Below are 24,302 nucleotides of genomic sequence, written 5' to 3'. Positions count from 1 at the left end.
CGTCCTCGAACGCCGGACGAGCCGAAATCGGCCCGTCCGGCGTTCGAGGACGACCGGCCGCGGGTCGGTTCAGCGAGGGGCCGTCTTCTGCTGCGCCATCCACGAGGCATGCAGCCGCGCATAGATCCCGCCGGCCGCGACCAGGCGGGCGTGCGGGCCACGCTCGACCAGCTTTCCGGCGTCGAACACGAGCACCTCGTCGGCCGATTCGGCGGTGGACATCCGGTGCGCGATGAACACCGCGGTGCGGCCCCGGGTCAGGCCGTCCAGGGCCCGCCCGATCCGCACCTCGGTGGCCGGGTCGACGGCCGACGTCGCCTCGTCCAGGACCAGCAGGTCCGGGTCGGCAATGTAGGCCCGCACCAGCGCGACCAACTGCCGCTCGCCCGCCGACAACGACTCGCCGCGCTGCCCCACCGGAGTGTCCAGGCCCGCGGCCAGCCCGGCCAGCCAGTCGGCCAGGCCCAGATCGGTGAACGCGGTGCGAATGGCCGCGTCGTCCGCGTCCGGCCGGCCGTACCGCACGTTCTCGCGCAGCGTGGCGTCGAACAGGAAGCCCTCCTGCGGCACCATCACCACCCGGGCGCGCAGCGACGAGAAGCGCACCCGGGGCAGTTCGACGCCGTCCAGGAGCACCCGGCCCTCGTCCGGATCGACCAGCCGGGTCAGCAGCTTGGCGAACGTGGTCTTGCCCGAACCGGTCTCGCCGACCACCGCGACCCGGGTCCTGGGCGCGAGCGTCACGTCCACGTCGTGCAGGATCCGCGGCCCGCCCGGATAGCCGTACGAGACGTGGTCGAACGCGACCTCGACCGGGCCGCGCGGGAGCACCTCGCCCCCCTCGCCCGGGTCGGCGATGTCCGGCTCCGCGTCCAGCACCTCCAGCACCCGACGCCAACCCGCGAGCGCGTTCTGCGCCTCGTTGAGGATCTCCACGCCCATCTGTACCGGGCCCACGAACAGCGTGACCAGGAACAGGAAGGCGACCAGTTCGCCGACGCTGAGCTGCCCGTCGATGCCCAGCCACACGCCCACCACGACCACGAGCCCGTTGGCCAGGCCGACCACGAACTCGCCCATCGGGAAGGTCAGCGCGACGAACAGCTGGGCGCGAGTCTGCGCGTCCCGGTGCGCGTTCACCGACTCGTCGATGCGATGCGCGGTGCGCTCCTCGATGCCGTGCGCACGCACGATCGCGGCGCCCACGACCGGCTCGGCGATGGCGCCGAGCATCCGGCCCATGGCCACCCGTACGTGCGAGTAGGCCGCGGCGATGCGCTTTTGCACCGCGCGCATGAAGAAGTACAGCGGCGCGAAGCACACCCACACCAACAGCGTGAGCTGCCACGAGTAGACGAACATCAGCACCGTCACCAGCGCGATCTGCCCGACGCTGACGATCAGCAGCAGACCGCCGAACTGGATGAACCGGCTGATCGTGTCCACGTCGCCGGTCACCCGCGAGACCAGCGAGCCGCGCTTCTCGGACTGCTGGTGCAGCGTGGACAGGTCGTGGATGTGCCGGAACGCGGCCACCCGCAGGGTGGACAGGCCGCGCTCGCTGGTGCGGTACAGGCGCACGTTCATCGCGTACGCGGACACCGCGGTGACCACCACGGCGAGCGCCGCGACCGCGGCCATCGTGCGCACCACGGTCAGGTCGGGACCGGCGTCGGCGCGCAGCCCGCGGTCGATGGTCTGCTGCACGGCCAGCGGCACCACGATCCGCCCGGCCGTGCCGACCACGGCGAGCAGCAGCGTGACGATCAGGCCCTCGGTGAACTCCGGGGTCATGCGCAGGCCGCGGCGCAGCACGGCGAGGCCGGACTCGGCGGGCCCGGTGGAGTCGGGGTCGGCGCCGATGCGCGACCCGGGTTTTTGGTTCGGCTCGGGCGCCTTGCGCACGACGGTGGCGATACTCATGAAGCCGTGGCCTCCTCGGCCTCGCTGACGTCGATGTCGATGTCCTCGTCCACGCCCTCGCGCGCGGCCCGCTCGTAGGCGTTGACCAGCCGGCGGTAGCCCACCGAGCGGTCCAGCAGCTCGTGGTGCGGGCCGCGATCGAGCACCCGGCCGCCCTCGACGTAGACCACCTCGTCGGCGAGCGCGATGGTGGCCTTGCGGTAGGCGACCACGACCACGGTCGCCGGTCCCGCGTCGCGCAGCCCGTGCAGGATGGCCGCCTCCACCCGCGGGTCCACGGCCGAGGTCGCGTCGTCCAGGACCAGCAGGCGCGGCCGGCGCACCAGCGCCCGGGCCAGCGCGATCCGCTGGCGCTGCCCACCGGAGAGCGTGGTCCCGCGCTCGCCCACCTGGGTGTCCAGGCCCTCGGGCAGCGCGGTCACGAAGTCGGCCTGGGCGATCCGCAGCGCCTCGTGCACCGCCGCGTCGTCCAGGTCCAGACCCAGGGTGATGTTGTCGCGCACGCTGTCGTCGAACAGGAACGCCTGCTGCGGGACCAGCGCGGCGGTGGCCGCGACCCCGCCGCGCCGATAGTCGCGCAGGTCGGTGCCGTCCAGCAGGACCCCGCCGTCGAGCGGATCGACCAGGCGCACCAGCAGCGACACCAGCGTGGACTTGCCGGAGCCGGTCGGCCCGACGATCGCGATGGTGCGCCCGGGCTCGACGTCGAAGGCCACGTCGTGCAGCACGTCGGTGTCGTCGGTGTAGCCGAAGCGCACCGCGCGGGCCTCCAGACGGGCCGGCCCGGCCGCCGAGTCGCCGCCCTCGATCGCGCCGTAGGCGTGCTCGCCCTCCGCGTCCAGCACCCCCTTGACCCGGTCGAAGCCGACCACCGAGCGCGGCATGTCGCCCAGCAGCCAGCCGATCGCCCGGACCGGGAAGGCCAACAGGGTGAACAGGTAGGCCACCTGCACCAGGTCACCGGGAGCCAGGTTCCCGTGCGAGACCCGCACCGTGCCGACCACCAGCACGAGCAGCACACCGAAGCTCGGCAGCGCCTCCAACATCGGGTCGAACAGGGCCCGGACCCGGCCCACCGCGATGTTCGCGTCGGCCAACTCGCGCGAGGCGGCGGCGAAGCGGGTGGTCTCCTCGGTCTCCCGACCCAGCGTCTTGACCACCAGCGCACCGTCGAAGCTCTCGTGCGCGATCTCGGCGACGTCGGCGCGCAACTCCTGCGCGCGCATCGCCAGCGGACCCTGCTTGCGCTGGTAGATCACGTTGAGCACGGCGATCGCCGGGAAGATCACGAAGCCGACCAGCGCGAGCGCCCAGTCGGTGAGCACCATCGAGATCGCCGCGACGAACAACATCACCACCACGCCGGTGGCCATCGGCAGCGGCGCGACCGGGTTCCAGGCCGCCTCGACGTCGGCGTTCGCGTTGGACAGCAGCGTCCCGGTGGGGTGGCGGTGGTGCCACGCGAGCGGCAGACGCAGGTATTGCCGGGTGACCCGGCGCCGGTAGGTGGCCTGAAGGCGGTACTGCATCACGCCCGCCCACAACCGGCGGCCGATCACCCCGAACGCCTTGAGCAGCGCGATCCCGAACACCGCCGCGAACGCGCCGACCAGCGCGCCGGCCGTGGTCCGACCGTCCCGGAAGGCCGGGATGATCACGTCGTCGGTGACCCGGCCGAGCACCAGCGCCGAGCCGACGGTCATCACGCCGTACACCGCGCTCGCGCCCACCGCGGCGGCGAAGATCCTGGGTTCCTCGCGGATCGCCACGCCGAGTACGCGCAGTCCTTGTCGCAGCACGACCTTGTCCGCCACGGGGCTCACTTTCACGGGAATCCGGCCGCCGCGAACGGGGCAGTCCGACAGGGGTGTCCAAAGATGGTTGTCCAATGAAAGTACAAGGCGCCCACGACGGTCCCGATTCCCGTCCGGACCCTCGATTCGACCCGGATCGACCGGCGCGCCTCGGCTTGGAGCGGATCTTTCCCGCATGTCACCCTGTTTCGGGCGCTCGCGCCGGACCGGCCGGAGTGTGCCCCGCCCACGCAACCGAACCCCGGGCCGGCCGCGTCTTTAGGGCGTGCCCTGACCATGATCGACAGACCGAGGACGCCGCTGTGGGCCTCACCAGCCTCAAACTGATAATCCTGCTCGGCGTCGTCGCGTTCGCGGCAGCCGCCGCCGCCGTGTTCTTCTGGCCCAAGTTGTCCCGCCAGGGGGTGCTGCCGATCCTGGGACGGATCGGCATCCTGCTGAGCACGCAGGTGCTGCTGATGGCCACCGTGGCGGTGATCGGCAACCGCTACTTCGTCTTCTACACGACCTGGGACGACCTGCTCGGGCACACCGGCAAGCCCGTCGTGAACTTCGGCGCCGCCGGCCCCGGTGACGTGCCCAAACTGGTCAAGGAGAACGGGACCGAGACGATCGACGTCCCGCAGGGCAAGAACCCCCAGGCCGCGGGCCAGATCATGCAGGTCGACGTGGCCGGCCGGCGCAGCGGCATGGGCTCCCCGGCGCTGGTGTACCTGCCGCCGCAGTACTTCCAGGCCCAGTACAAGGACCGGCGCTTCCCGGTCGTGGTCGTGCTCACCGGCTACCCCGGCAACGAGCGCAACCTGGTCACCCGTCTGGAACTGCCCAAGTTCGCCGCGAACGAGATAGCCGCAGGTCGGGTCCAGCCCACCATCTACGTGATGATGAGACCGAGCGCCGGCGCCAACCGCGACACCGAGTGCACCGACGTGCCCGGCGGACCGCAGGTGGGCATGTTCTTCAGCCAGGACCTGCCCGAGGCGATCAGCCAGGCCTACCGGGTCGCGCCCGGAGCGCGCGGCTGGGCCATGCTCGGCGACTCCACCGGCGGCTACTGCGCCGCCAAGCTGGCCATGCTCAACTCGGACCGGATCGGCGCGGGCGTCGCACTGTCCGCCGACTACGGCGCGCCGATGGACGGCGACACCGGCGACCTGTACGGCGGCAGCAAGGCGTACCGCAACCAGAACGACCTGATGTGGCGGCTGAGGAACATGCCGATGCCGCCGGTCAGCCTGCTGCTCACCAGCAGCGAGAGCGGCGAGCCCAACCTGCCCGAGACCAGGGAGTTCCAGCGACTGGCCAAGCCGCCGCTCAAGGTGGACACGCTGGTGCTGCCCACCGGCGGACACAACTTCAAGACCTGGCAGGCGGTGCTGCCGGACGCGCTGCGCTGGCTGAGCGCGCAGCAGAAGAGCGATCAGCCCAAGGATTCCGCCCCGGTGGCCGCCTCGCCCTGACACCCGCGCCGCCACGATCCTCCGGATCGGGCCCCGGTTGCCTTGACCGCGCCCGGTGCGGGCCGAAGGATCGGCACATGCCGACATCCCACGCTCGCACCGAACGCGCCGCACTCGCCGAACTGCTGCGCGTCCTGGGCCCGGACGCACCGACCCTGTGCGCGGGCTGGACCACCCGCGACCTCGCGGCCCACCTGGTGGTCCGCGAGCACCGCCCCGACTCGGCGCCGGGCATCATGCTCGCGCCGCTCGCGGGCTACACCGAGAAGGTCCGGCTGCGGCAGGCGGCCAAGCCGTACGAGCAGAGCGTGCGGCAGGTCGCGGACGGCCCGCCGAAGTTGTCCGTGTTCGGCATCCCCGGCGTGGACGCGGCGGCCAACACGATGGAGTACTTCATCCACCTGGAGGACGTACGCCGGGCCCAACCCGGCGGCGCCGAACCGCGCGAACTGGACCCCGAACTCACCGAGATCCTGTGGAAGCGGGCCAGGGGCGCCGCACGGATGGCGCTGCGCGGCGTCCCGGTGGGCGTGGCGCTGCGCCGCACCGACACCGCGACCGGGCAACCCGCGCAGACCGTGCACAAGGGCACGCCCGTGGTGACGCTGAGCGGACACCCGGGCGAGTTGCTCCTGTACCTGTTCGGTCGCAAGGACCAGGCCCGGGTCGAGATCGAGGGTGAAGCGGCCGCGATCGAGACCCTGCGTACGGCCCGTACCGGCCTGTGAACACCCGGCCGGGCGGCCCGCGTCGGTCTGCGACAATGCGCGCATGACCGGTGCCCCCCACCCGCCCGCGCGGCCGTCCGACCTCGACCCGACCATCGCCGCGCGCCTCAAGCGCGACCCCGACGGCCTGATCGCCGCCGTGGCGCAGGCCGCCGACTCCGGCGAGGTGCTGATGGTCGGCTGGATGGACGACGAGGCGCTGCACCGCACGCTGACCACCGGCCGATGCACCTACTGGAGTCGCAGCCGGCAGGAGTACTGGGTCAAGGGCGACACCTCCGGCCACGTGCAGAAGGTCCGCTCGGTCGCGCTCGACTGCGACGGCGACGCCGTGCTCGTGCGGGTCGAGCAGACCGGCGCCGCGTGTCACACCGGCGACCGCACCTGCTTCGACGCGGACGTCCTGCTCGTCTCCGACTGACCGCCGCCGGAGCCGGGCCCGCGTGGCCCAGGCTCCGCCCGACCTCGCCGCCCGGGAGATTGCGCACGCCATGACCACCGGAACCGTCACCCCCGACCTCGACACCTTCCGGACGCTCGCGCGCGACCGGCGGGTCATCCCCGTCACCCGGCGCTTCCTGGCCGACGGCGACACCCCCGTGGGCCTGTACCGCAAGCTCGCCGCCGAGCGGCCCGGCACCTTCCTGCTCGAATCCGCCGAGAACGGCCGTTCGTGGTCGCGCTATTCGTTCGTGGGCGTGCGCAGCGCGGCGGTGCTCACCGAGGCGGCCGGGCGGGCCCGCTGGCTGGGCACCCCGCCGGTGGGCGTGCCGGTGGACGGCGATCCGCTGGAGGTGCTCCGGGCCACCGTGGCCGCGTTGCACACCCCGCACGGCGTCCCGGGCCTGGAACTGCCGCCGCTGACCGGCGGGATGGTCGGCTACCTCGGCTACGACGTGGTGCGCCGGCTGGAACGGCTGCCGGAGTCGGCCGTGGACGACCTGCACGTGCCCGAGTTGATGATGTTCCTGGCCACCGACCTGGCGGTGCTCGACCACGTGGACGGCAGCGTGCTGCTGATCGCCAACGCGATCAACCACGACAACCGCGAGTCCGGCGTCGACGACGCCTATCACGCGGCGGTGGCCCGGCTGGACGCGATGACCGCCGACCTGGCCCGGCCGACCGGTTTGGCCGCGGCGGCGTTCGAGCGCGGCGCGGTCGCCGAGGCGGTCGGCCCGTGGGGCTCGACCGCCTATCGCAAGGCGGTGGAGGCGGCCAAGGAGGAGATCCGGGCCGGCGAGGCGTTCCAGATCGTGTTGTCCCAGCGCTTCGAGATGCCCACCGAGGCCGGTGCCCTGGACGTGTACCGGATCCTGCGCGCGACCAACCCCAGCCCGTACATGTACCTGTTCCGGCTGCCGGGTCCGGACGGCGGCGCCGAGGGCGGCTTCGACGTGGTGGGCTCCAGCCCCGAGGCGCTGGTCAAGGTCGAGGACGGGCGCGCGATGCTGCACCCGATCGCGGGCACCCGTCCGCGCGGCGCCACCCCGGCCGAGGACGCCGACCTGGCCGAGGAGTTGCTCGCCGACCCCAAGGAACGCGCCGAGCACCTGATGCTCGTCGACCTGGGCCGCAACGACCTGGGCCGGGTCTGCGCGCCCGGCACGGTCGAGGTGATCGACTTCATGTCGGTCGAGCGGTACAGCCACGTGATGCACATCGTGTCCACCGTGGTGGGCGAGCTGGCCCCGGGCCGCACCGCGTTGGACGTGTTCGCCGCGTGTTTCCCGGCGGGCACCCTGTCCGGCGCGCCCAAGCCGCGCGCGATGGAGATCATCGAGAACTTCGAGCCCACCCGGCGCGGCCTGTACGGCGGTTGTGTGGGCTACGTCGACTTCGCCGGCGACCTGGACACCGCGATCGCGATCCGTACCGCGCTGATCCGCGACGGCGTGGCCTACGTCCAGGCCGGAGCGGGTGTGGTCGCCGACTCCTCGCCCGAGGCCGAGGACGTCGAATGCCGCAACAAGGCGGCCGCGGTGCTGCGCGCGGTGGCCATCGCGGCGACGCTCGAACCGGCGCACGACGTCCGGACCGGGTAGGCCCGCGAACCCCGGGTCGGGCCGCCGCGAGGCGTGGGTCATGCTGGTGACATGAGCGACGCGAGGACCGAGGCCGGCGCAGCGCGTGCCGGCACCGAGACGGACGGCCGAGCGGCCGGCGAACCGGCCGGCGCTGCCGCGGGGCGGGCGGCGGAGCCGGGCGAGGCGGGGTCGGTCGAGGACCGGGCGCTGCGCGAGCGCAGGGCGGCCCGGCGCGAGTTGACCGTCACGGTCCTGCTCGCCCTGGTCGGCGCGGCCCTGGTGCTCTCGGTGGCCGGCCGCACCTGGGCCGAGGGCACCGCACCGGTGCACGGCTCGCGGATCGCGGTACACGCGAGCGGCAACGCGATCAACAAGGCGACCTCCGCATTGGCCCTGCTCGGGCTCGCGGGCGGCCTCGCGGTGCTCGCCACCCGGACGATCGGCCGGACCGCGATCGGTGCCCTGGTGACCCTGGCCGGGATCGGCGTCACGGTGCTGGCCGTGCGGGGCGCGGGCGACACGTCGGCGGTGAACTCCGAGGCGGCGGGCAAGGCGGCCGTCGAGGGGGTCCGCGCGGTGGACGTGAGCCACACGATCTGGCCGTGGTTCGCGGCCGTGGGCGGCGTGCTGATCCTGCTCGCGGGCCTGCTCGTGGTGCTTCGGGGCCGGCGCTGGCCCGGTATGTCCAACCGCTACGAGGCCCCGGCGGGCAAGGCGGTCGCCGCCAAGCGCGGCCCGGCCACCAACGCCGACCTGTGGAACGCGTTGGACCGGGGCGAGGACCCCACGCGCTGAGCACTGCTCCCGACGGGTGACAATAAGAATCGCGCGGTTGTGATCGCGGCGCCCCGACGGCGTCACGGCAACCGCGCCCACGCGTGTGAAATGTGAAGCCGAAGGAGTTGAGCGATGTCGTCGCAAGCCGGAAACCACGGCAGCACCCCCGCCGCCTGGACCGTGACCATACTGGCGCTGATCGGCTGCACGATCTCCGGCGTCGCGATGATCGCGGCCAACGTGATGTTGTTCTGGGCCGGTGCGGCCGTGGTCCTGGTGGGCTGCGTCGCCGGTGCGGGCATGCGGATGGGTGGTCTGGGCGCGGCACCCGCACGTCGCTGACGTCCGGCTTCGGCCTCGCGTGTGGCCGGGCCGGACCATCCGGCCTCGAGCGTCGGCCCGGCTGATTCGGCTTCGAGCGTCGGCCGGGCCGGTGGGTTCGCCCGGTCGGCGTTTGCGGCGGTGGGCTCGGTGCTGTTCTAGGGTGGGCGTGCCGTTGCGGCGCTACGCCGAGGGGGGAATGTGGCCTACGGCTACCCGGGGGCTCCCGGTGGCGGTGAGGAGCGTTCGGATCGGACGCGGGAGTGGAACGCGCCGGCCCGGCCGTTCGGGCACGCCATGCCGTACGGGCCGCCGACCACGCCGCCGCCCGCCGGTCCGCCGCCCGGCCCACCGGAGAACTACCTCGCGTGGGCGGTCGTGGCGACCGTCTTCTGCTGCTTCCTCGCGGGTGTGCCCGCGCTGCTCGCGGCGACCAGTGTCAACGAGCGTTGGCACCGCGGCGACGTGGCCGGTGCCCGGCTCGCCTCGTTGCGGGCCCGCAACTGGACCATCGGCACGGTCCTGCTCGGCGTGATCTTCTGGACCACCTGGATGGTCGGCGTCTTCCTTCTCGGCTGGAAAGACACGCTGGGTGACCTCTGACGGCGCACCCCGACGGCACAATGGGCCGATGACCACCCCGGCCCGCCCCGCGCCCGGCACCGGCTTCCGGCTGCGCAACCTCGGTCTGCCCGCCGCGAGCCTGGCCCTGCTCGCCGCCGCGACCGCCTGGGTGGGGGTGGTCGATCCGCGCGAGAGCGGCCACTATCCCCCCTGTCCGTACCTGGTGGTCACCGGCCTGGCCTGCCCAGGCTGCGGCGGGTTGCGGTGCGTGCACGCGCTCACCCATCTCGACCTGTCCGCCGCGCTGGGCTACAACGCGCTGGCGGTCGCGCTGTTCCCGCTGATCGGCCTGTTGTGGCTGCGCTGGGCGGTGCGTACCGCGCGCGGCGAGCCGCGCCGGGGGTTGGCCGATCCCCGCGCGCTGTGGGGCCTGCTCGCGGTCGTGCTGCTCTTCTGGGTCGTCCGGGACCTGCCGTTCGGCGCGCCGCTCGCGCCCTGACGCACAGTGACGACCGGTGATTCGCCGGCCGGACCGTGCGCACGAACCCACCGTGCGACGCCGTATGCTGCCCCCACCTCTTCGGCGGTGCGGCGTGGACGGGTCTGTTCGAATCGGCCTATACCATCGGAGAGCCGGGGGAGCAGGTTCTCCGGACAAACGAGGGGATGTAGGGCGTGACGGTTCTCGACGAGATCATCGACGGTGTCAACGCCGACCTCGCCGAACGACAGGCCCGCGTTTCCCTTGACGAGATCAAGGAACTCGCGGCCCAGGCGCCGGCGCCCCGCGACGCGGAGAGCATCCTGCGCGGCGACGGCATCGCCGTCATCGCCGAGGTCAAGCGCTCCAGCCCCTCCAAGGGCGCGCTCGCCGCGATCGCCGACCCGGCCGGCCTGGCCGCCGACTACGAGTCCGGCGGCGCCTCGGTGATCAGCGTGCTCACCGAGCAGCGCCGATTCGGCGGCTCGCTCGACGACCTCGACGCCGTTCGCGCCGCGGTCGACGTCCCGGTCCTGCGCAAGGACTTCATGGTGACGAGCTACCAGCTGTGGGAGGCCCGCGCACACGGCGCGGACGTGGCCCTGCTGATCGTCGCCGCCCTGGAGCAGAACGCGCTGATCTCGCTGATCGAGCGGTCCCGCTCGATCGGTCTCACCACGATCGTGGAGGTCCACGACGAGGAGGAGACCGCCCGCGCGCTCGACGCCGGCGCCACCGTGATCGGCGTCAACGCGCGCAACCTCAAGACCCTGGAAGTGGACCGCAACAACTTCGCCCGGATCGCCCCGCTGATCCCGGACTCGTGCGTGCGCATCGCCGAGTCCGGCGTGCGCGGTCCGCACGACCTGATCGCCTACGCCAACAACGGCGCCGACGCCGTTCTGGTGGGCGAGTCCCTGGTCACCGGTCGCGACCCGCGCAGCTCGGTCGCCGACCTGGTCGCCGCGGGCGCCCACCCGGCGATCCGGCACGGACGCAGCTGAGGACGCGAGCGGCATGAGCATGGACCCGCGACTGGCCAGGGGCTGCAAGCCCCGGGGCTGCCGCGCGCCCGCCCGTCGGGCCCGCGGACGCCGGGTGCGTTACGTGATCGGCTGCGAGCCCGGCCAGGTGCCGGGCAGCCGATGGCGCGGACACGTTTCCTGACCCACCCGTCAGCAACGTGCCGTCCGCACGGCATGCCACACCGACAAGGACCTCGCATGTCCAGCAAAGCCCAACTGCCGGACCCCTCCGGCCACTTCGGCGTATTCGGCGGGCGTTTCCTGCCCGAGGCGCTGATCGCCGCACTCGACGAACTGACCTCCGCCTACGAGAAGGCCAAGGACGACCCGGAGTTCCAGGCCGAGTTCACCGGCCTGCTGCGCGACTACGCCGGGCGCCCGAGCATCATCACCGAGGCGCCCCGCTTCGCCGAGCACGCCGGCGGCGCGCGGATCATCCTCAAGCGCGAGGATCTCAACCACACCGGCTCGCACAAGATCAACAACGTGCTCGGCCAGGCCATCCTGACCAAGCGCATGGGCAAGACCCGGGTGATCGCCGAGACCGGCGCCGGCCAGCACGGCGTGGCCACCGCGACCGCGTGCGCCCTGCTCGGCCTCGACTGCGTCGTCTACATGGGCGAACTCGACACCCAGCGCCAGGCGCTGAACGTGGCCCGAATGCGGGTGCTCGGCGCCGAGGTGATCCCGGTGGCGATCGGCTCGCGCACCCTCAAGGACGCGATCAACGAGGCGCTGCGCGACTGGGTCGCCAACGTCGACAACACCCACTACCTGCTCGGCACCGCGGCCGGCGCACACCCCTTCCCGGCGATGGTCCGCGACTTCGTCAAGGTCATCTCGGTGGAGGCCCGGCAGCAGGTGCTCGACCTGACCGGCAAGCTGCCGGACGCGGTCTGCGCGTGCGTGGGCGGCGGCTCCAACGCGATCGGCGCCTTCCACGCGTTCATCCCGGACGAGGGCGTGCGGCTGTACGGCTTCGAGGCGGGCGGCGACGGCGTGGAGACCGGACGGCACGCCGCCTCGATCACCGGCGGCTCGATCGGCGTCCTGCACGGCGCACGCACCTACCTGCTCCAGGACGAGTACGGGCAGACCCGGGAGTCGCACTCGATCTCGGCCGGCCTGGACTACCCGGCGGTCGGCCCCGAGCACGCGTGGCTGCACCAGACCGGCCGGGCGATCTACCGGCCGATCGACGACGCCCCCGCGATGGAGGCGTTCCGGCTGCTGTGCCGCACCGAGGGCATCATCCCGGCGATCGAATCGGCGCACGCCCTGGCCGGCGCGATCGAGGTCGGACGCGAACTCGGACCGGACGCGACCATCCTGGTGAACCTCTCCGGGCGCGGCGACAAGGACATGCACACCGCCGCCAAGTACTTCGATCTCCTCGACGCGGAAGCGGAGCAGTCGTGACCGGCACCGGCACCACCACCAGGCTGACCGAGGTGCTGGCCGCGGCCCGCGCCGAGAACCGCGCCGCGCTGGTCGGCTACCTCCCGGCGGGCTACCCCTCCGCCGAGGGCTCCGCCGCCGCGATGCGGGCGATGGTCGAGGGCGGCTGCGACATCATCGAGGTCGGCCTGCCCTACAGCGACCCGCAAATGGACGGCCCCGTCATCCAGCGCGCCGTCGAACACGCACTCGCCCACGGCACCAACACCCACCACGTGATCGACAACGTGCGCGCCGTCGCCGAGACCGGCGCCGCGACGCTGGTCATGTCGTACTGGAACCCGATCGAGCGCTACGGCGTCGAGCGGTTCGCGAGCGAACTGGCCGCGGCCGGCGGCAGCGGGGTGATCACCCCCGACCTGATCCCGGACGAGGCACACGACTGGATCGCCGCCACCGACCGGCACCACCTGGACCGGATTTTCCTGGTCGCCCTGTCCTCCTCCGACGAGCGCGTCGCCTACACCACCCGCCACTGCGGCGGTTTCGTCTACGCCGCGTCCGTCATGGGCGTCACCGGGGCCCGGGCCTCGGTGAGTTCGCTCGCCGGCGACCTGGTCGCGCGTGCCCGCAAGACCACCGACCTGCCGATCTGCGTCGGCCTGGGCGTCTCCACGGCCGCCCAGGCGGCCGAGGTCGCGGCCTACGCCGACGGCGTCATCGTCGGCTCCGCGTTCGTGCGCGCCCTGCTGGACGCGCCGAACGAACAGGCCGGCCTGGACGCCGTCCGTGCCCTGGCCGCGGAGCTCGCCGAGGGTGTCCGCAAGCGCTGACGCCCACGGAAAGCCACCGGTCCGTGTAAAAACGCGCCGAAAGGTACATCGGCTCCTCAGCGGCCGCCGCAGCACTTCCGCGGCGGCCGTTGCCATGTCCGCGTCATCCCGCCCCCATCCGCATCCACATCCACATCCACATCCGCATGCACATCGGAGGAACCAGCGTTGAGCACCAAACCCGGGACCAACCGAACACCCGTCATCCTGGCCGTCGTCGGCGTGCTCGTGGTCGCGGTGCTGGCCGCCGTCCTGGGCGTGGTGTTCACCGTCGGCCACGACGACAAGGACGACGACTCCGACAACGCCAAGGGGTCGAACGCGGCCAAGACCGCCATCCGCGACATCGACCCCGCCACGCTGCCCGCCGCCGTGCAGGCCGACGGCACCATTCGGGTCGGCAACCCCTCGGCACCGGTCACCGTCACCGTGTTCGAGGACTTCCGCTGCCCGTTCTGCAAGCGCTTCGAGACCGGCTTCGGCCCGCTCCTGGCCGACTACGCGGAGGCCGGAAAGATCAGGGTCGACTACCACATCGCCTCCTTCCTGGACGGCAAGCTCGGCGGCACCGGCTCGGTCAAGGCGGCGAACGCCGCACGCTGCTCGGTGGACGCGGGCAAGTTCGCCGCCTACCACGCGGTGCTGTTCGAGAACCAGCCCGAGGAGTCCGAGGACGGCTACACCGCCGCCCGGCTGCTCGACCTGGCCGGCCAGGTTCCCGGCCTGCGCGGCGAGGCGTTCGACGCGTGCGTGAACACCGACGCCAACGCCGCGTGGGTGACCGCCGCCGAGAGCGCGTTCGAAAGCTCCGGCGTCTCCGCCACGCCCGCCGTCGCGGTGGACGGAAAAATTCTGGACGGCGGGAACTCGGCCATGCGTTCGCCCGACAACCTTCGTGAACTGCTCGACCAGCGCCTGGAGAACCCCGGGAGTGGTAAGGCGGCACTCGGACAGGAACCTAAGGTGCCTTCGGCCGGTTAGACAGGACATGTGCCGGTCCGGGGTGCGGGGGACCACCGGACCGGGGTCCCCGCGCCTCACCCGTCGTGACGGAGGTCAGACCTTGGAAGGCAAGACGATCGAGCCGGTGGCCGAGCGGTGACCGCGACGGCCACCCCCAACGGCACCGCACCCGCCGGCCCGCTCGCGAGCCTGCGCAGGGTCGCCCCCTGGATCGGCCTCGCCGCCCGACTGGGCCTGGCCTTCGTCTGGGCGTACGCGGGCTGGGAGAAGGCGCTCGACCCCGACCAGGCCGCATACGCGGTCCGGGGCTACGACGTACTGCCCGACGATCTCGTCGAGCCGGTCGGCTACGCCCTGCCCTACCTGGAACTGGGCCTGGCCCTGCTCCTGGTGGTCGGGATCGGCACCCGCCTGGTCGCGTCCTTGTCCGCGCTGCTCCTGCTCGTGTTCATCGCGGGCATCGCCCAGGCCTGGGCGCGCGGTCTGGCGATCGACTGCGGCTGCTTCGGCGGCGGCGGGCCGGTCGAACCGGACAAGACCGCCTACCTCGAGGAGATCCTGCGGGACTGCGGCTTCATGCTGCTCGCGATCTGGCTGATCGTCTTCCCGCGCACCCGTCTGTCCGCGGACGCCTGGCTGTTCCCCGAGGAACCGCCGTACGACCGCTACCGGGACGACGACGCGGACGACGAGGACGAGCGGGACACGGACGCGGACGAGTACCGCGGGGACGCGAACCGGAACCCCGGAAACCGGGAACTGAAAGGCCCTGAGATCACGTGAGCTCGAAGAATTCCGAAGGCAAGCGCACCGCGCGCGAGCGGATGGCCCAGGAGCGCGCCCGGCAGCAGGCGCTGGACAAGCGCCGGCGCGTGCTGGTCATCGCAGGTGCGGTGGTGGCCGTCCTCGCGGTGGTCGCCATCATCGGCGTGGTCGTCGGCATGTCCAAGACCAACAAGAAGAAGGGCCCCTGGAAGGACGCGCTCGCCAAGCCGTTCAGCGCCCCCGCGAACCTGTCCGCGGACGGTCTGGGCGTCCCCGTCGGCAGCAATCCGAACGCCCCCTCGTTGATCATGTACGAGGACTTCCGCTGCCCGATCTGCCACGAGGTGGAAAAGGCACTCGGCCCCACCCTGCGGCAGATGGCCGACGCCGGCACCATCAAGATCGACTACCACATCGCCTCGTTCCTGGACGGCAAGCTCGGCGGCAACGGCTCCAAGTACGCGGCCAACGCCGCCGGCTGCGCGCAGAACGCGGGCAAGTTCGCCCCGTACCACGACACGCTCTTCGCCAACCAGCCGAACGAGCTGGACGACAAGTTCGCCAGTCGGTCCTACCTGCTCGACCTCGCGGGCAAGGTGGACGGCCTGCGCACGCCCACCTTCGACGCCTGCGTCAACGACCTGAGCGTGGCCGGCTGGGTCGACAAGGTCGAGGACGCGTTCCAGAACGCCAAGATCGGCGACACCCCGGTCACCGGCACCCCGACCGCGGGTATCAACGGCAAGACCATCGACCTGATCGTCAAGGGTCGCGGCCTGGCCACCCCCGACGAGGTGCGCGCGCAGATCCTGGCTGCGATCAAGTAGTCACCCTCCGTTCCGCCGACGCGCGGGCGCGGCACCGTTTCCCCGGTGCCGCGCCCGTTCGCATGTGCCCGCCGGCACACGTTCGCCCCCACACCCGGTAGCGTCGTATCCGCCATGGACCTCGCATTCATTCCCAGCCCCTCCCGCGGCCGGATCGACCTCGGTCCGATCCCGCTGCGCGGCTACGCGCTGTGCATCATTCTCGGTGTCGTCCTCGCGATCTGGCTCGGCGAGCGACGCTGGGTCGCCCGAGGCGGCCGCGCCGGCACCGTCGGCGACATCGCCGTGTGGATGGTGCCCTTCGGCCTCGTCGGAGGCCGCCTCTACCACGTCATCACCACGCCGGGACCGTACTTCGGCGACGGCGGCGACCCCATGCAGGCCTTCGCCGTCTGGAAGGGCGGCCTCGGCATCTGGGGCGCGATCGCGCTCGGCGGGGTGGGCGCCTGGATCGGCTGCCGGCGCCGGGGCATCCCGCTACCCGCGTTGGCCGACGCGCTCGCCCCGGGCATCGTGCTCGCCCAGGCCGTGGGCCGCTGGGGCAACTGGTTCAACCAGGAGCTCTACGGCCGCGAGAGCGACGTGCCCTGGGCGGTGAAGATCGACGGCGACCACAACGTGATCGACCCCGGTCAGGCCGGCACCTTCCACCCGACGTTTCTGTACGAGTCGCTGTGGTGCGTGGGCGTCGCGGCGCTGGTGATCTGGGCCGACCGCCGATTCAAGCTGGGCCACGGCCGGGCCTTCGCGCTCTACGTCGCGGGCTACACGGTGGGCAGATTCTGGATCGAGTACATGCGCGTCGACGACGCCGAACACGTGCTGGGCATGCGGCTGAACAACTGGACCGCGATCCTCGTGTTCGCCGGCGCGATCGCCTACATCTGGATCTCGGCACGCAAGCACCCCGGCCGCGAGGATCCGGCCACGCTGCGCGGCCACGACGCGGAGTCGGAGACGGACGCGAAGGACGCGACGGACGCGAAGGCGGCGTGGGATCCGGAGGACGCGAAGAGCGCGACGGACGCCGACGCCGACGCCGACGCGACCGCGGATGCGCGCCGCGACGCGGACGGGCCCGACGCCGACGCCGATGCGGTCGCCGACGCCGACGCCGACGCCGAGCCCACCCCCGTGGCCCTGCGCAAGCCCGCCGACAAGGGCTGACCCCGCCGCACCGGAGGCTGCCCCGAACCCGCCACACCGCGGGTTCGGGGCAGCCTCCTCGGGTTCGGACAGGCTTTCCTGGCCGGCGGCGGTTCGGGCCGAAACGGTAGCGTCCAGGTCCCAGCGTGACGAGAGGGCCGAACGACCTTGAAGACCACCGACACAGCCGCCGAGGTCCCCGACGCAGGCCCGACGCTCGGGCACCGGGACGGCATCGACCACACCCACCGCGACATCGGCGGCGGTTGGCTGCGCCCGGCCGTGTTCGGCGCGATGGACGGACTGGTCTCCAACTTCGCGCTGATCGCCGGCATCGTCGGCAGCGACGCCACACCCAGGACCGTCGTGGTCACCGGGCTGGCCGGACTGGCCGGCGGCGCCTTCTCGATGGCGGCGGGGGAGTACACCTCGGTCGCCTCGCAGGCCGAGCTGGCCCGCGCCGAGGTCGAGGTGGAGCGCCGCGAACTGTGCCGCAGCCCCGAGGCCGAACAGCGCGAACTCGCCGAGCTCTACATCGCCCGCGGCCTGGACGAGGACCTCGCCGTCGAGGTGGCCCGCCAACTCTCCCGCGACCCCGAACTGGCCCTGGAGATCCACGCCCGCGAGGAACTCGGCGTCGACCCGCACGACCTGCCCTCGCCGTGGCTCGCCGCCGGCTCCTCGTTCGCCTTCTTCGCCATCGGCGCGCTGCTCCCGCTGCTGCCCTACCTGCTCGGCGCCGGCACGTTGGCGCCCGCCCTGGTGCTGACCGCGCTCGGCCTGTTCGGCGCCGGCGCCGTGGTCTCGCGGGTGACCGCGCGACCGTGGTGGTTCGGCGGCACCCGCCAGTTGGTCCTCGGCGCCGCCGCGGGCGGGCTGACCTACCTGCTCGGCCTGCTGATCGGCCGCCAGGTGTGACGGGTGAGGCATACGTAACACGGGTGTAGCACCGCGACCCCACCCGGAAACCACCGATTCCCACGGGTCGGACACCCAGTTTCGGTACCGGGATGGTCGGGAATGAGGCAGCTGACATGCCGAGGCGACCGGCGCGGCGCAGCGTCCGTGAACCACCGGTACACCCTGGTGACCGCATGGTGAGACGGGTTTGTCCCGGGTTCCGGATACACGTACCGATCGTGTAACCTGCACGAAATCGCAGAGGGCCAACGTCGTCCCTGTTGCGCACCACACGCCACGACGACGACGGGAGCGCCCATGCCTCCTGCCATGCCCGCAACTCCGGGCCCCCTCTTCTCCGCGCTTCCCGCGGCACAGGGGTTGTACGACCCCCGTAACGAGCACGACGCCTGCGGTGTCGGATTCGTGGCCACGCTCACCGGCGAGCCCAGCCACGACATCGTCGACCAGGCCCTGACCGTCCTGCGGAACATGGAGCACCGGGGCGCCACCGGCGCCGAGGCCGACACCGGCGACGGCGCGGGCATCCTGATCCAGGTCCCGGACACCTTCCTGCGCGAGAGCGTCCGCTTCGAGCTGCCCGCCGCGGGCGGCTACGCCGTCGGCATCGCCTTCCTGCCCGACGACGACGTGCACGCCGGCCGCGCCAAGTCCTCCATCGAGCGGATCGCCGCCGAGGAGAACCTGCGCGTGCTCGGCTGGCGCGAGGTGCCCACCACGCCCGGCCTGGTCGGCTCGATGGCCGCCGAGACGATGCCGCGCTTCGCGCAACTGTTCGTCGCCGGCGTCGACGACACCGTCACCGGGATCGCCCTCGACCGGCTCGCCTTCGCGCTGCGCAAGCGCGCCGAACGCGAGGTCGAGGTCTACTTCGCCTCGCTGTCCGCGCGCACCCTCGTCTACAAGGGCATGCTCACCACCGGGCAACTGGAGCCGTTCTTCCCGGACCTGTCCGACCGGCGCCTGGCGTCCGCGATCGGCCTCGTGCACTCGCGGTTCTCCACCAACACCTTCCCGGCCTGGCCCCTCGCCCACCCGTACCGCTTCATCGCGCACAACGGCGAGATCAACACCGTCAAGGGCAACCGCAACTGGATGGCCGCGCGCGAGTCGATGCTCGCCACCGACCTGATCCCCGGCGACCTGAGCCGGCTGTACCCGATCTGCACGCCCGACGCGTCCGACTCGGCGTCCTTCGACGAGGTCCTGGAACTGCTCCACCTGGGCGGCCGGCCGCTCCCGCACGCCGTGCTGATGATGATCCCCGAGGCGTGGGAGAACCACGCCACGATGGACGCCGCCCGGCGCGCCTTCTACAAGTTCCACGCCACCGTGATGGAGCCGTGGGACGGACCGGCCTGCGTCACCTTCACCGACGGCACCCTGATCGGCGCCGTCCTGGACCGCAACGGCCTGCGACCCTCGCGCTACTGGGTCACCGACGACGGCCTGGTCGTGCTCTCCTCCGAGGTCGGCGTCCTGGACATCGACCCCGCCAGGATCGTGCGCAAGGGCCGACTCCAGCCCGGCCGGATGTTCCTCGTGGACACCCACGACCGGCGGATCGTCGAGGACGACGAGATCAAGACCGCGCTCGCCGCCGAGCACCCCTACCAGGAATGGCTGCACGGCGGCCTGATCAACCTGGAGGACCTGCCCGAGCGCGAGCACGTCGTGCACACGCACGCCTCCGTCTCCCGCCGCCAGCAGACCTTCGGCTACACCGAGGAAGAGCTGCGCGTCATCCTGGCGCCGATGGCCCGGGCCGGCGGCGAACCGCTCGGCTCGATGGGCACCGACAGCCCGATCGCCGCACTCTCCGCCAAGCCCCGGCTGCTCTTCGACTACTTCGTCCAGCTCTTCGCGCAGGTCACCAACCCGCCGCTGGACGCGATCCGGGAAGAACTCGTCACCTCGCTCGGCAGCTTCGTCGGCCCCGAGGGCAACCTGCTCGACGCCCAGCCCGCCGACTGCCGCAACGTCGTCCTGCCCTTCCCGGTGCTCGACAACGACGAGCTCGCCAAGCTGATCCACATCAACCTCGACGGCGACCAGCCGGGCCTGAAGGCCGTCACCATCTCCGGGCTCTACCCGGTCGACGGCGGCGGCGCCGCGCTGGCCAAGCGACTCGAGGAAATCCGCACCGAGACCACCGGCGCGATCGCCGACGGCGCCCGCATCGTGGTCCTGTCCGACCGCCATTCGGACGCCGAGCACGCGCCGATCCCCTCGCTGCTGCTCACCTCCGCCGTGCACCACCACCTGATCCGGACCAAGACCCGCACCCAGGTCGGCCTGATCGTCGAGGCCGGCGACGTGCGCGAGGTCCACCACATCGCGCTCCTGATCGGCTACGGCGCCGCCGCGGTCAACCCCTACCTCGCGATGGAATCCGTCGAGGACCTGGTCCGCGAGGGCGTCTTCCTCGCCGACATCGCCCCCGAACAGGCCATCCGCAACCTGATCAAGGCACTGGGCAAGGGCGTGCTGAAGGTGATGTCCAAGATGGGCATCTCCACCGTCGCCTCCTACCGCGGCGCCCAGGTCTTCGAAGCCGTCGGCCTCGCCGAGGACTTCGTCGCCGAATACTTCACCGGCACCACCAGCAAGCTCGGCGGCATCGGCCTGGACATCGTCGCCGAGGAGGTCGCCCGCCGGCACGCCAAGGCCTACCCGCCCACCGGCATCGCCCCCTCGCACCGCCGACTGGAGATCGGCGGCGAGTACCAGTGGCGCCGCGAAGGCGAACCGCACCTGTTCGACCCCGAGACGGTCTTCCGGCTCCAGCACTCCACCCGGACCCGCCGCTACGACATCTTCAAGAAGTACACCTCGCGCGTGGACGAGCAGTCCAAGCGGCTGATGACCCTGCGCGGCCTGTTCGCGTTCAAGACCGGCGCCCGCACGGCGATCCCGATCGACGAGGTCGAACCCGTCTCCGAGATCGTCAAGCGCTTCTCCACCGGCGCGATGTCCTACGGCTCCATCTCGATGGAGGCGCACCAGACGCTGGCCATCGCGATGAACCGGCTCGGCGGCAAGTCCAACACCGGCGAAGGCGGCGAGGACCCCGAGCGGCTGTACGACCCCGAGCGGCGCTCGGCGATCAAGCAGGTCGCCTCCGGCCGATTCGGCGTCACCAGCGAATACCTGGTCAACGCGGACGACATCCAGATCAAGATGGCCCAGGGCGCCAAGCCCGGCGAGGGCGGCCAACTGCCCGGCCACAAGGTCTACCCCTGGGTCGCCCGCACCCGGCACTCCACCCCCGGCGTCGGCCTCATCTCGCCGCCGCCGCACCACGACATCTACTCGATCGAGGACCTCGCCCAGCTCATCCACGACCTCAAGAACGCCAACCCGGCGGCTCGGGTGCACGTGAAGCTGGTCGCCGAGGTCGGTGTCGGCACGGTCGCCGCCGGCGTATCCAAGGCACACGCCGACGTGGTGCTCATCTCCGGCCACGACGGCGGCACCGGCGCCTCGCCGCTCACCTCGCTCAAGCACGCGGGCGGCCCCTGGGAACTCGGCCTCGCCGAGACCCAGCAGACCCTGCTGCTCAACGGCCTGCGCGACCGCATCGTGGTGCAGACCGACGGCCAGCTCAAGACCGGCCGCGACGTACTGGTCGCGGCCCTGCTCGGCGCCGAGGAATACGGCTTCGCCACCGCGCCGCTCGTGGTCTCCGGCTGCGTGATGATGCGGGTCTGCCACCTCGACACCTGCCCCGTGGGCGTCGCCACGCAAAACCCCGTGCTGCGCGAGCGCTACAACGGTCAGGCCGACCACGTGGTCAACTTCTTCGAATTCATCGCCGAAGAAGTCCGCGAACTGCTTGCCGAACTCGGCTTCCGCACGCTGGAGGAGGCCGTCGGCCACGCCGAACTCCTGGACACCAGCGCGGCGATCGAGCACTGGAAGGCCGAAGGTCTCGACCTCGCGCCGCTGTTCCACGTGCCCGCCCTCGCCGAAGGCGCGGCCCTGCACCACACCAGCCCGCAGGACCACGGGTTGGCCAAGGCGCTGGACAACCAGCTCATCCAACTCAGCGCCGACGCGCTGGAAAACGGTGAGAAGGTCGTCATCAACCTCCCCGTGCAAAACACCAACCGCACCGTCGGCACGATGCTCGGCCACGAGGTCACCAAGCGCTACCGCGGCGCGGGCCTGCCCGACGACACCATCGACATCACCCTGACCGGCTCCGCCGGCCAATCGTTCGGCGCGTTCGTGCCCAAGGGCATCACCCTGCGGCTCGAAGGCGACGGCAACGACTACGTCGGCAAGGGCCTGTCCGGCGGTCGGATCACCGTGCGCCCGCACCGCACCGCGCCCTTCGCCGCCGAGGACAACATCATCGCCGGCAACGTGATCGGCTACGGCGCCACCAGCGGCGAGATCTACCTGCGCGGCGTCGTCGGCGAACGCTTCTGCGTGCGCAACTCCGGCGCCACCGCCGTCGTCGAGGGTGTCGGCGACCACGGCTGCGAGTACATGACCGGCGGCCGGGCCGTGGTGCTCGGTCGTACCGGCCGCAACTTCGCCGCCGGCATGTCCGGGGGCGTCGCCTACCTGCTCGACGCCGACCCGGACAACATCAACACCGAACTCGTCGGCGTCGAGGAACTCGACGCCGCGGACAGCGCCGAACTGCACGACGTTGTGCGCCGGCACCACGAGGAGACCGGCTCGGCCGTCGCCGAAGCCCTGCTCTCCGACTGGGACGCCGCCTCCCGGCGCTTCACCAAGATCCTGCCCAGGGACTACAAGGCAGTGCTCGCCGCCAAGGACGCCGCCGAGCGAGCCGGTCTCACCGAGACCGAGATCGTCCAGAAGATGATGGAGGCGGTTCATGGCTGACCCGAAGGGCTTTTTGACCACGCCCCAAGAGCTCGGCAAGCGTCGCCCCGTCGACGTGCGCATCCGGGACTGGAAGGAGGTGTACGAGGAGCGCACCCTGCTCCCGATCATCACCGAACAGGCCGGCCGCTGCATGGACTGCGGCATCCCGTTCTGCCACAACGGCTGCCCGCTGGGGAACATCATCCCCGAGTGGAACGACCTGGTCTGGCGCGACGACTGGCAGACCGCGAGCGAACGACTGCACGCGACCAACAACTTCCCGGAGTTCACCGGCCGACTGTGCCCCGCGCCCTGCGAGGCCGCCTGCGTGCTCGGCATCAACCAGCCGCCGGTCACCATCAAGAACGTCGAAGTCTCGATCATCGACCGGGCCTGGGACGACAACAACGTCGCCCCGCAACCGCCCGACCGGCTCTCCGGCAAGACCGTCGCGGTGATCGGCTCCGGCCCGGCCGGCCTCGCCGTCGCCCAGCAACTCACCCGGGCCGGCCACACCGTCGCCGTGTACGAGCGGGCGGACCGGATCGGCGGACTGCTGCGCTACGGCATCCCCGAATTCAAGATGGAGAAGCGGCACATCAACCGGCGCATCGAACAGATGCGCGCGGAAGGCACCAAGTTCTACACCGGCATGCAGATCGGCACGGACCTGGACGCGGCCAAGCTGCGCCGGCGCTACGACTCGGTGGTGATCGCCGCCGGCGCCACCGCCGCGCGCGACCTGCCGATCCCCGGGCGCGAGTTCGGCGGCATCCACCAGGCGATGGAATACCTGCCGTTCGCCAACAAGGTGCAGGAGGGCGACCTGGTCGCCTCGCCGATCGACGTGGCCGGGAAGCACGTGGTGATCATCGGCGGCGGTGACACCGGCGCGGACTGCCTGGGTACCGCACACCGCCAGGGCGCCGCCTCGGTCACCCAACTGGAGATCATGCCCCGGCCCACCGAGGAGCGGCCCGCCGCACAGCCGTGGCCTACCTACCCGATGACCTACCGGGTGGCCAGCGCGCACGAAGAGGGCGGCGAGCGCGTGTACGCGGTCAACACCCAGGAATTCGTGGGCGGCGAGGACGGCCGGGTCAAGGCGCTCAAGCTGGTCGAGGTGGTCTTCGAGAACGGCCGCTTCGTGCCGGTGCCCGGCACCGAGCGGGAGATCCCGGCGGACTTCGTGTTCCTGGCGATGGGCTTCACCGGGACCGACCGCTCCAACGGCCTGGTCGAACAGCTCGGACTGGCCCTGGACGAGCGCGGCAACGTGGCCCGGGACGAGGCGTTCGCGACCAACGTGGACGGCGTGTTCGTGGCCGGCGACGCCGGACGCGGACAGTCCCTGATCGTCTGGGCGATCGCCGAGGGCCGCTCGTGCGCGGCCGCGGTGGACGCCTGGTTGACCGGCGGCACCAACCTGCCGTCGCCGATCCGACCCACCGATCGACCGCTCACCGTGTGACCCGCAGTGCTCGCGC

General features: G+C 71.7%; 21 protein-coding genes. 19 read left to right on the top strand and 2 right to left on the bottom strand.

The window, feature by feature from the left end; all coding sequences use genetic code 11:
• Positions 1 to 69: 69 nt before the first annotated feature.
• Together ACFZBU_RS07820 and ACFZBU_RS07815 are read right to left on the bottom strand one after the other, a co-directional pair.
• Positions 70 to 1,923, bottom strand: a complete 1,854-nt coding sequence (locus ACFZBU_RS07820; RefSeq protein ID WP_391582605.1) for an ABC transporter ATP-binding protein — start codon at positions 1,921 to 1,923, stop codon at positions 70 to 72.
• Positions 1,920 to 3,737 (bottom strand): ABC transporter ATP-binding protein, encoded by a 1,818-nt coding sequence (locus ACFZBU_RS07815; protein WP_391582604.1) that lies wholly within the window; start codon positions 3,735 to 3,737, stop codon positions 1,920 to 1,922. The genes ACFZBU_RS07820 and ACFZBU_RS07815 overlap by 4 nt, the downstream gene beginning before the upstream one ends.
• A gap of 302 nt (positions 3,738 to 4,039) precedes the next feature.
• On the opposite strand from ACFZBU_RS07815, the gene ACFZBU_RS07810 reads away from it, so the two are divergent.
• From ACFZBU_RS07810 to ACFZBU_RS07720, 19 genes are all read left to right on the top strand, one after another.
• Positions 4,040 to 5,197: an alpha/beta hydrolase gene (locus ACFZBU_RS07810; protein ID WP_391582603.1), complete on the top strand. Its 1,158-nt coding sequence runs from the start codon at positions 4,040 to 4,042 to the stop codon at positions 5,195 to 5,197.
• Positions 5,198 to 5,274: 77 nt separating this feature from the next.
• Positions 5,275 to 5,925, top strand: a complete 651-nt coding sequence (locus ACFZBU_RS07805; RefSeq protein ID WP_391582602.1) for a TIGR03085 family metal-binding protein — start codon at positions 5,275 to 5,277, stop codon at positions 5,923 to 5,925.
• A gap of 43 nt (positions 5,926 to 5,968) precedes the next feature.
• On the top strand, positions 5,969 to 6,346 hold the full coding sequence (gene hisI, locus ACFZBU_RS07800) for a phosphoribosyl-AMP cyclohydrolase (protein ID WP_391582601.1): 378 nt from the start codon (positions 5,969 to 5,971) through the stop codon (positions 6,344 to 6,346).
• Positions 6,347 to 6,416: 70 nt separating this feature from the next.
• Entirely contained in the window at positions 6,417 to 7,970 is a 1,554-nt protein-coding gene (locus tag ACFZBU_RS07795) for an anthranilate synthase component I (RefSeq protein WP_391582600.1), read from the top strand.
• 51 nt (positions 7,971 to 8,021) lie between these two features.
• Positions 8,022 to 8,747 carry a TIGR02234 family membrane protein gene (locus ACFZBU_RS07790; protein ID WP_391582599.1) on the top strand — a complete coding sequence of 242 codons (726 nt, stop codon included), beginning with the start codon at positions 8,022 to 8,024 and terminating at the stop codon, positions 8,745 to 8,747.
• Between the two features lie 114 nt (positions 8,748 to 8,861).
• Entirely contained in the window at positions 8,862 to 9,071 is a 210-nt protein-coding gene (locus tag ACFZBU_RS07785; protein ID WP_391582598.1) for an HGxxPAAW family protein, read from the top strand.
• Between the two features lie 180 nt (positions 9,072 to 9,251).
• Entirely contained in the window at positions 9,252 to 9,653 is a 402-nt protein-coding gene (locus ACFZBU_RS07780) for a CD225/dispanin family protein (RefSeq protein ID WP_391582597.1), read from the top strand.
• A gap of 28 nt (positions 9,654 to 9,681) precedes the next feature.
• On the top strand, positions 9,682 to 10,113 hold the full coding sequence (locus ACFZBU_RS07775) for a DUF2752 domain-containing protein (RefSeq protein WP_391582596.1): 432 nt from the start codon (positions 9,682 to 9,684) through the stop codon (positions 10,111 to 10,113).
• A 176-nt stretch (positions 10,114 to 10,289) separates the two neighbouring features.
• On the top strand, positions 10,290 to 11,099 hold the full coding sequence (trpC, locus tag ACFZBU_RS07770) for an indole-3-glycerol phosphate synthase TrpC (protein ID WP_391582595.1): 810 nt from the start codon (positions 10,290 to 10,292) through the stop codon (positions 11,097 to 11,099).
• A gap of 13 nt (positions 11,100 to 11,112) precedes the next feature.
• Positions 11,113 to 11,262 carry a tryptophan biosynthesis modulator TrpM gene (gene trpM, locus ACFZBU_RS07765; protein ID WP_391582594.1) on the top strand — a complete coding sequence of 50 codons (150 nt, stop codon included), beginning with the start codon at positions 11,113 to 11,115 and terminating at the stop codon, positions 11,260 to 11,262.
• Between the two features lie 56 nt (positions 11,263 to 11,318).
• Positions 11,319 to 12,539, top strand: coding sequence for a tryptophan synthase subunit beta (gene trpB, locus ACFZBU_RS07760; RefSeq protein ID WP_391582593.1), 1,221 nt, complete (start codon positions 11,319 to 11,321; stop codon positions 12,537 to 12,539).
• Positions 12,536 to 13,351: a tryptophan synthase subunit alpha gene (gene trpA / locus ACFZBU_RS07755; RefSeq protein WP_391582592.1), complete on the top strand. Its 816-nt coding sequence runs from the start codon at positions 12,536 to 12,538 to the stop codon at positions 13,349 to 13,351. Before trpB ends, trpA begins: the two co-directional genes overlap by 4 nt.
• A 168-nt stretch (positions 13,352 to 13,519) precedes the next feature.
• On the top strand, positions 13,520 to 14,332 hold the full coding sequence (locus ACFZBU_RS07750) for a DsbA family protein (RefSeq protein ID WP_391582591.1): 813 nt from the start codon (positions 13,520 to 13,522) through the stop codon (positions 14,330 to 14,332).
• Positions 14,333 to 14,449: 117 nt separating this feature from the next.
• Positions 14,450 to 15,097: a MauE/DoxX family redox-associated membrane protein gene (locus ACFZBU_RS07745; protein WP_391582590.1), complete on the top strand. Its 648-nt coding sequence runs from the start codon at positions 14,450 to 14,452 to the stop codon at positions 15,095 to 15,097.
• A complete protein-coding gene (locus ACFZBU_RS07740) occupies positions 15,094 to 15,906 on the top strand; it encodes a DsbA family protein (RefSeq protein WP_391582589.1) in 813 nt (270 codons plus the stop codon). Before ACFZBU_RS07745 ends, ACFZBU_RS07740 begins: the two co-directional genes overlap by 4 nt.
• A gap of 114 nt (positions 15,907 to 16,020) precedes the next feature.
• Complete coding sequence (gene lgt, locus ACFZBU_RS07735; RefSeq protein WP_391582588.1) at positions 16,021 to 17,073, top strand: prolipoprotein diacylglyceryl transferase; 1,053 nt, start codon at positions 16,021 to 16,023, stop codon at positions 17,071 to 17,073.
• 147 nt (positions 17,074 to 17,220) lie between these two features.
• A complete protein-coding gene (locus ACFZBU_RS07730) occupies positions 17,221 to 17,970 on the top strand; it encodes a VIT1/CCC1 transporter family protein (protein ID WP_391582587.1) in 750 nt (249 codons plus the stop codon).
• A 312-nt stretch (positions 17,971 to 18,282) separates the two neighbouring features.
• The gene (gene gltB, locus ACFZBU_RS07725; protein WP_391583065.1) at positions 18,283 to 22,833 is read left to right on the top strand and encodes a glutamate synthase large subunit; all 4,551 of its coding nucleotides are present in this window, start codon (positions 18,283 to 18,285) and stop codon (positions 22,831 to 22,833) included.
• Entirely contained in the window at positions 22,826 to 24,286 is a 1,461-nt protein-coding gene (locus tag ACFZBU_RS07720) for a glutamate synthase subunit beta (protein WP_391582586.1), read from the top strand. The genes gltB and ACFZBU_RS07720 overlap by 8 nt, the downstream gene beginning before the upstream one ends.
• Positions 24,287 to 24,302 lie beyond the last annotated feature (16 nt).

Origin of the sequence: Embleya sp. NPDC008237, assembly GCF_042956465.1 — a bacterium.
In the GTDB taxonomy this organism is placed as follows: Bacteria; Actinomycetota; Actinomycetes; order Streptomycetales; family Streptomycetaceae; genus Embleya.
Note: the sequence above shows the minus strand (reverse complement) of the source record. Positions and strands in the feature narration are given on the sequence as shown.

Coding starts and splice junctions, on each gene's coding strand:
- gltB (WP_391583065.1), top strand. CDS start 18,283: ATGCCCGCAACTCCGGGCCCCCTCTTCTCCGCGCTTCCCGCGGCACAG.
- ACFZBU_RS07795 (WP_391582600.1), top strand. CDS start 6,417: ATGACCACCGGAACCGTCACCCCCGACCTCGACACCTTCCGGACGCTC.
- ACFZBU_RS07790 (WP_391582599.1), top strand. CDS start 8,022: ATGAGCGACGCGAGGACCGAGGCCGGCGCAGCGCGTGCCGGCACCGAG.
- ACFZBU_RS07785 (WP_391582598.1), top strand. CDS start 8,862: ATGTCGTCGCAAGCCGGAAACCACGGCAGCACCCCCGCCGCCTGGACC.
- ACFZBU_RS07805 (WP_391582602.1), top strand. CDS start 5,275: ATGCCGACATCCCACGCTCGCACCGAACGCGCCGCACTCGCCGAACTG.
- lgt (WP_391582588.1), top strand. CDS start 16,021: ATGGACCTCGCATTCATTCCCAGCCCCTCCCGCGGCCGGATCGACCTC.
- ACFZBU_RS07720 (WP_391582586.1), top strand. CDS start 22,826: ATGGCTGACCCGAAGGGCTTTTTGACCACGCCCCAAGAGCTCGGCAAG.
- hisI (WP_391582601.1), top strand. CDS start 5,969: ATGACCGGTGCCCCCCACCCGCCCGCGCGGCCGTCCGACCTCGACCCG.
- trpM (WP_391582594.1), top strand. CDS start 11,113: ATGAGCATGGACCCGCGACTGGCCAGGGGCTGCAAGCCCCGGGGCTGC.
- trpB (WP_391582593.1), top strand. CDS start 11,319: ATGTCCAGCAAAGCCCAACTGCCGGACCCCTCCGGCCACTTCGGCGTA.
- ACFZBU_RS07820 (WP_391582605.1), bottom strand. CDS start 1,923: ATGAGTATCGCCACCGTCGTGCGCAAGGCGCCCGAGCCGAACCAAAAA.
- ACFZBU_RS07775 (WP_391582596.1), top strand. CDS start 9,682: ATGACCACCCCGGCCCGCCCCGCGCCCGGCACCGGCTTCCGGCTGCGC.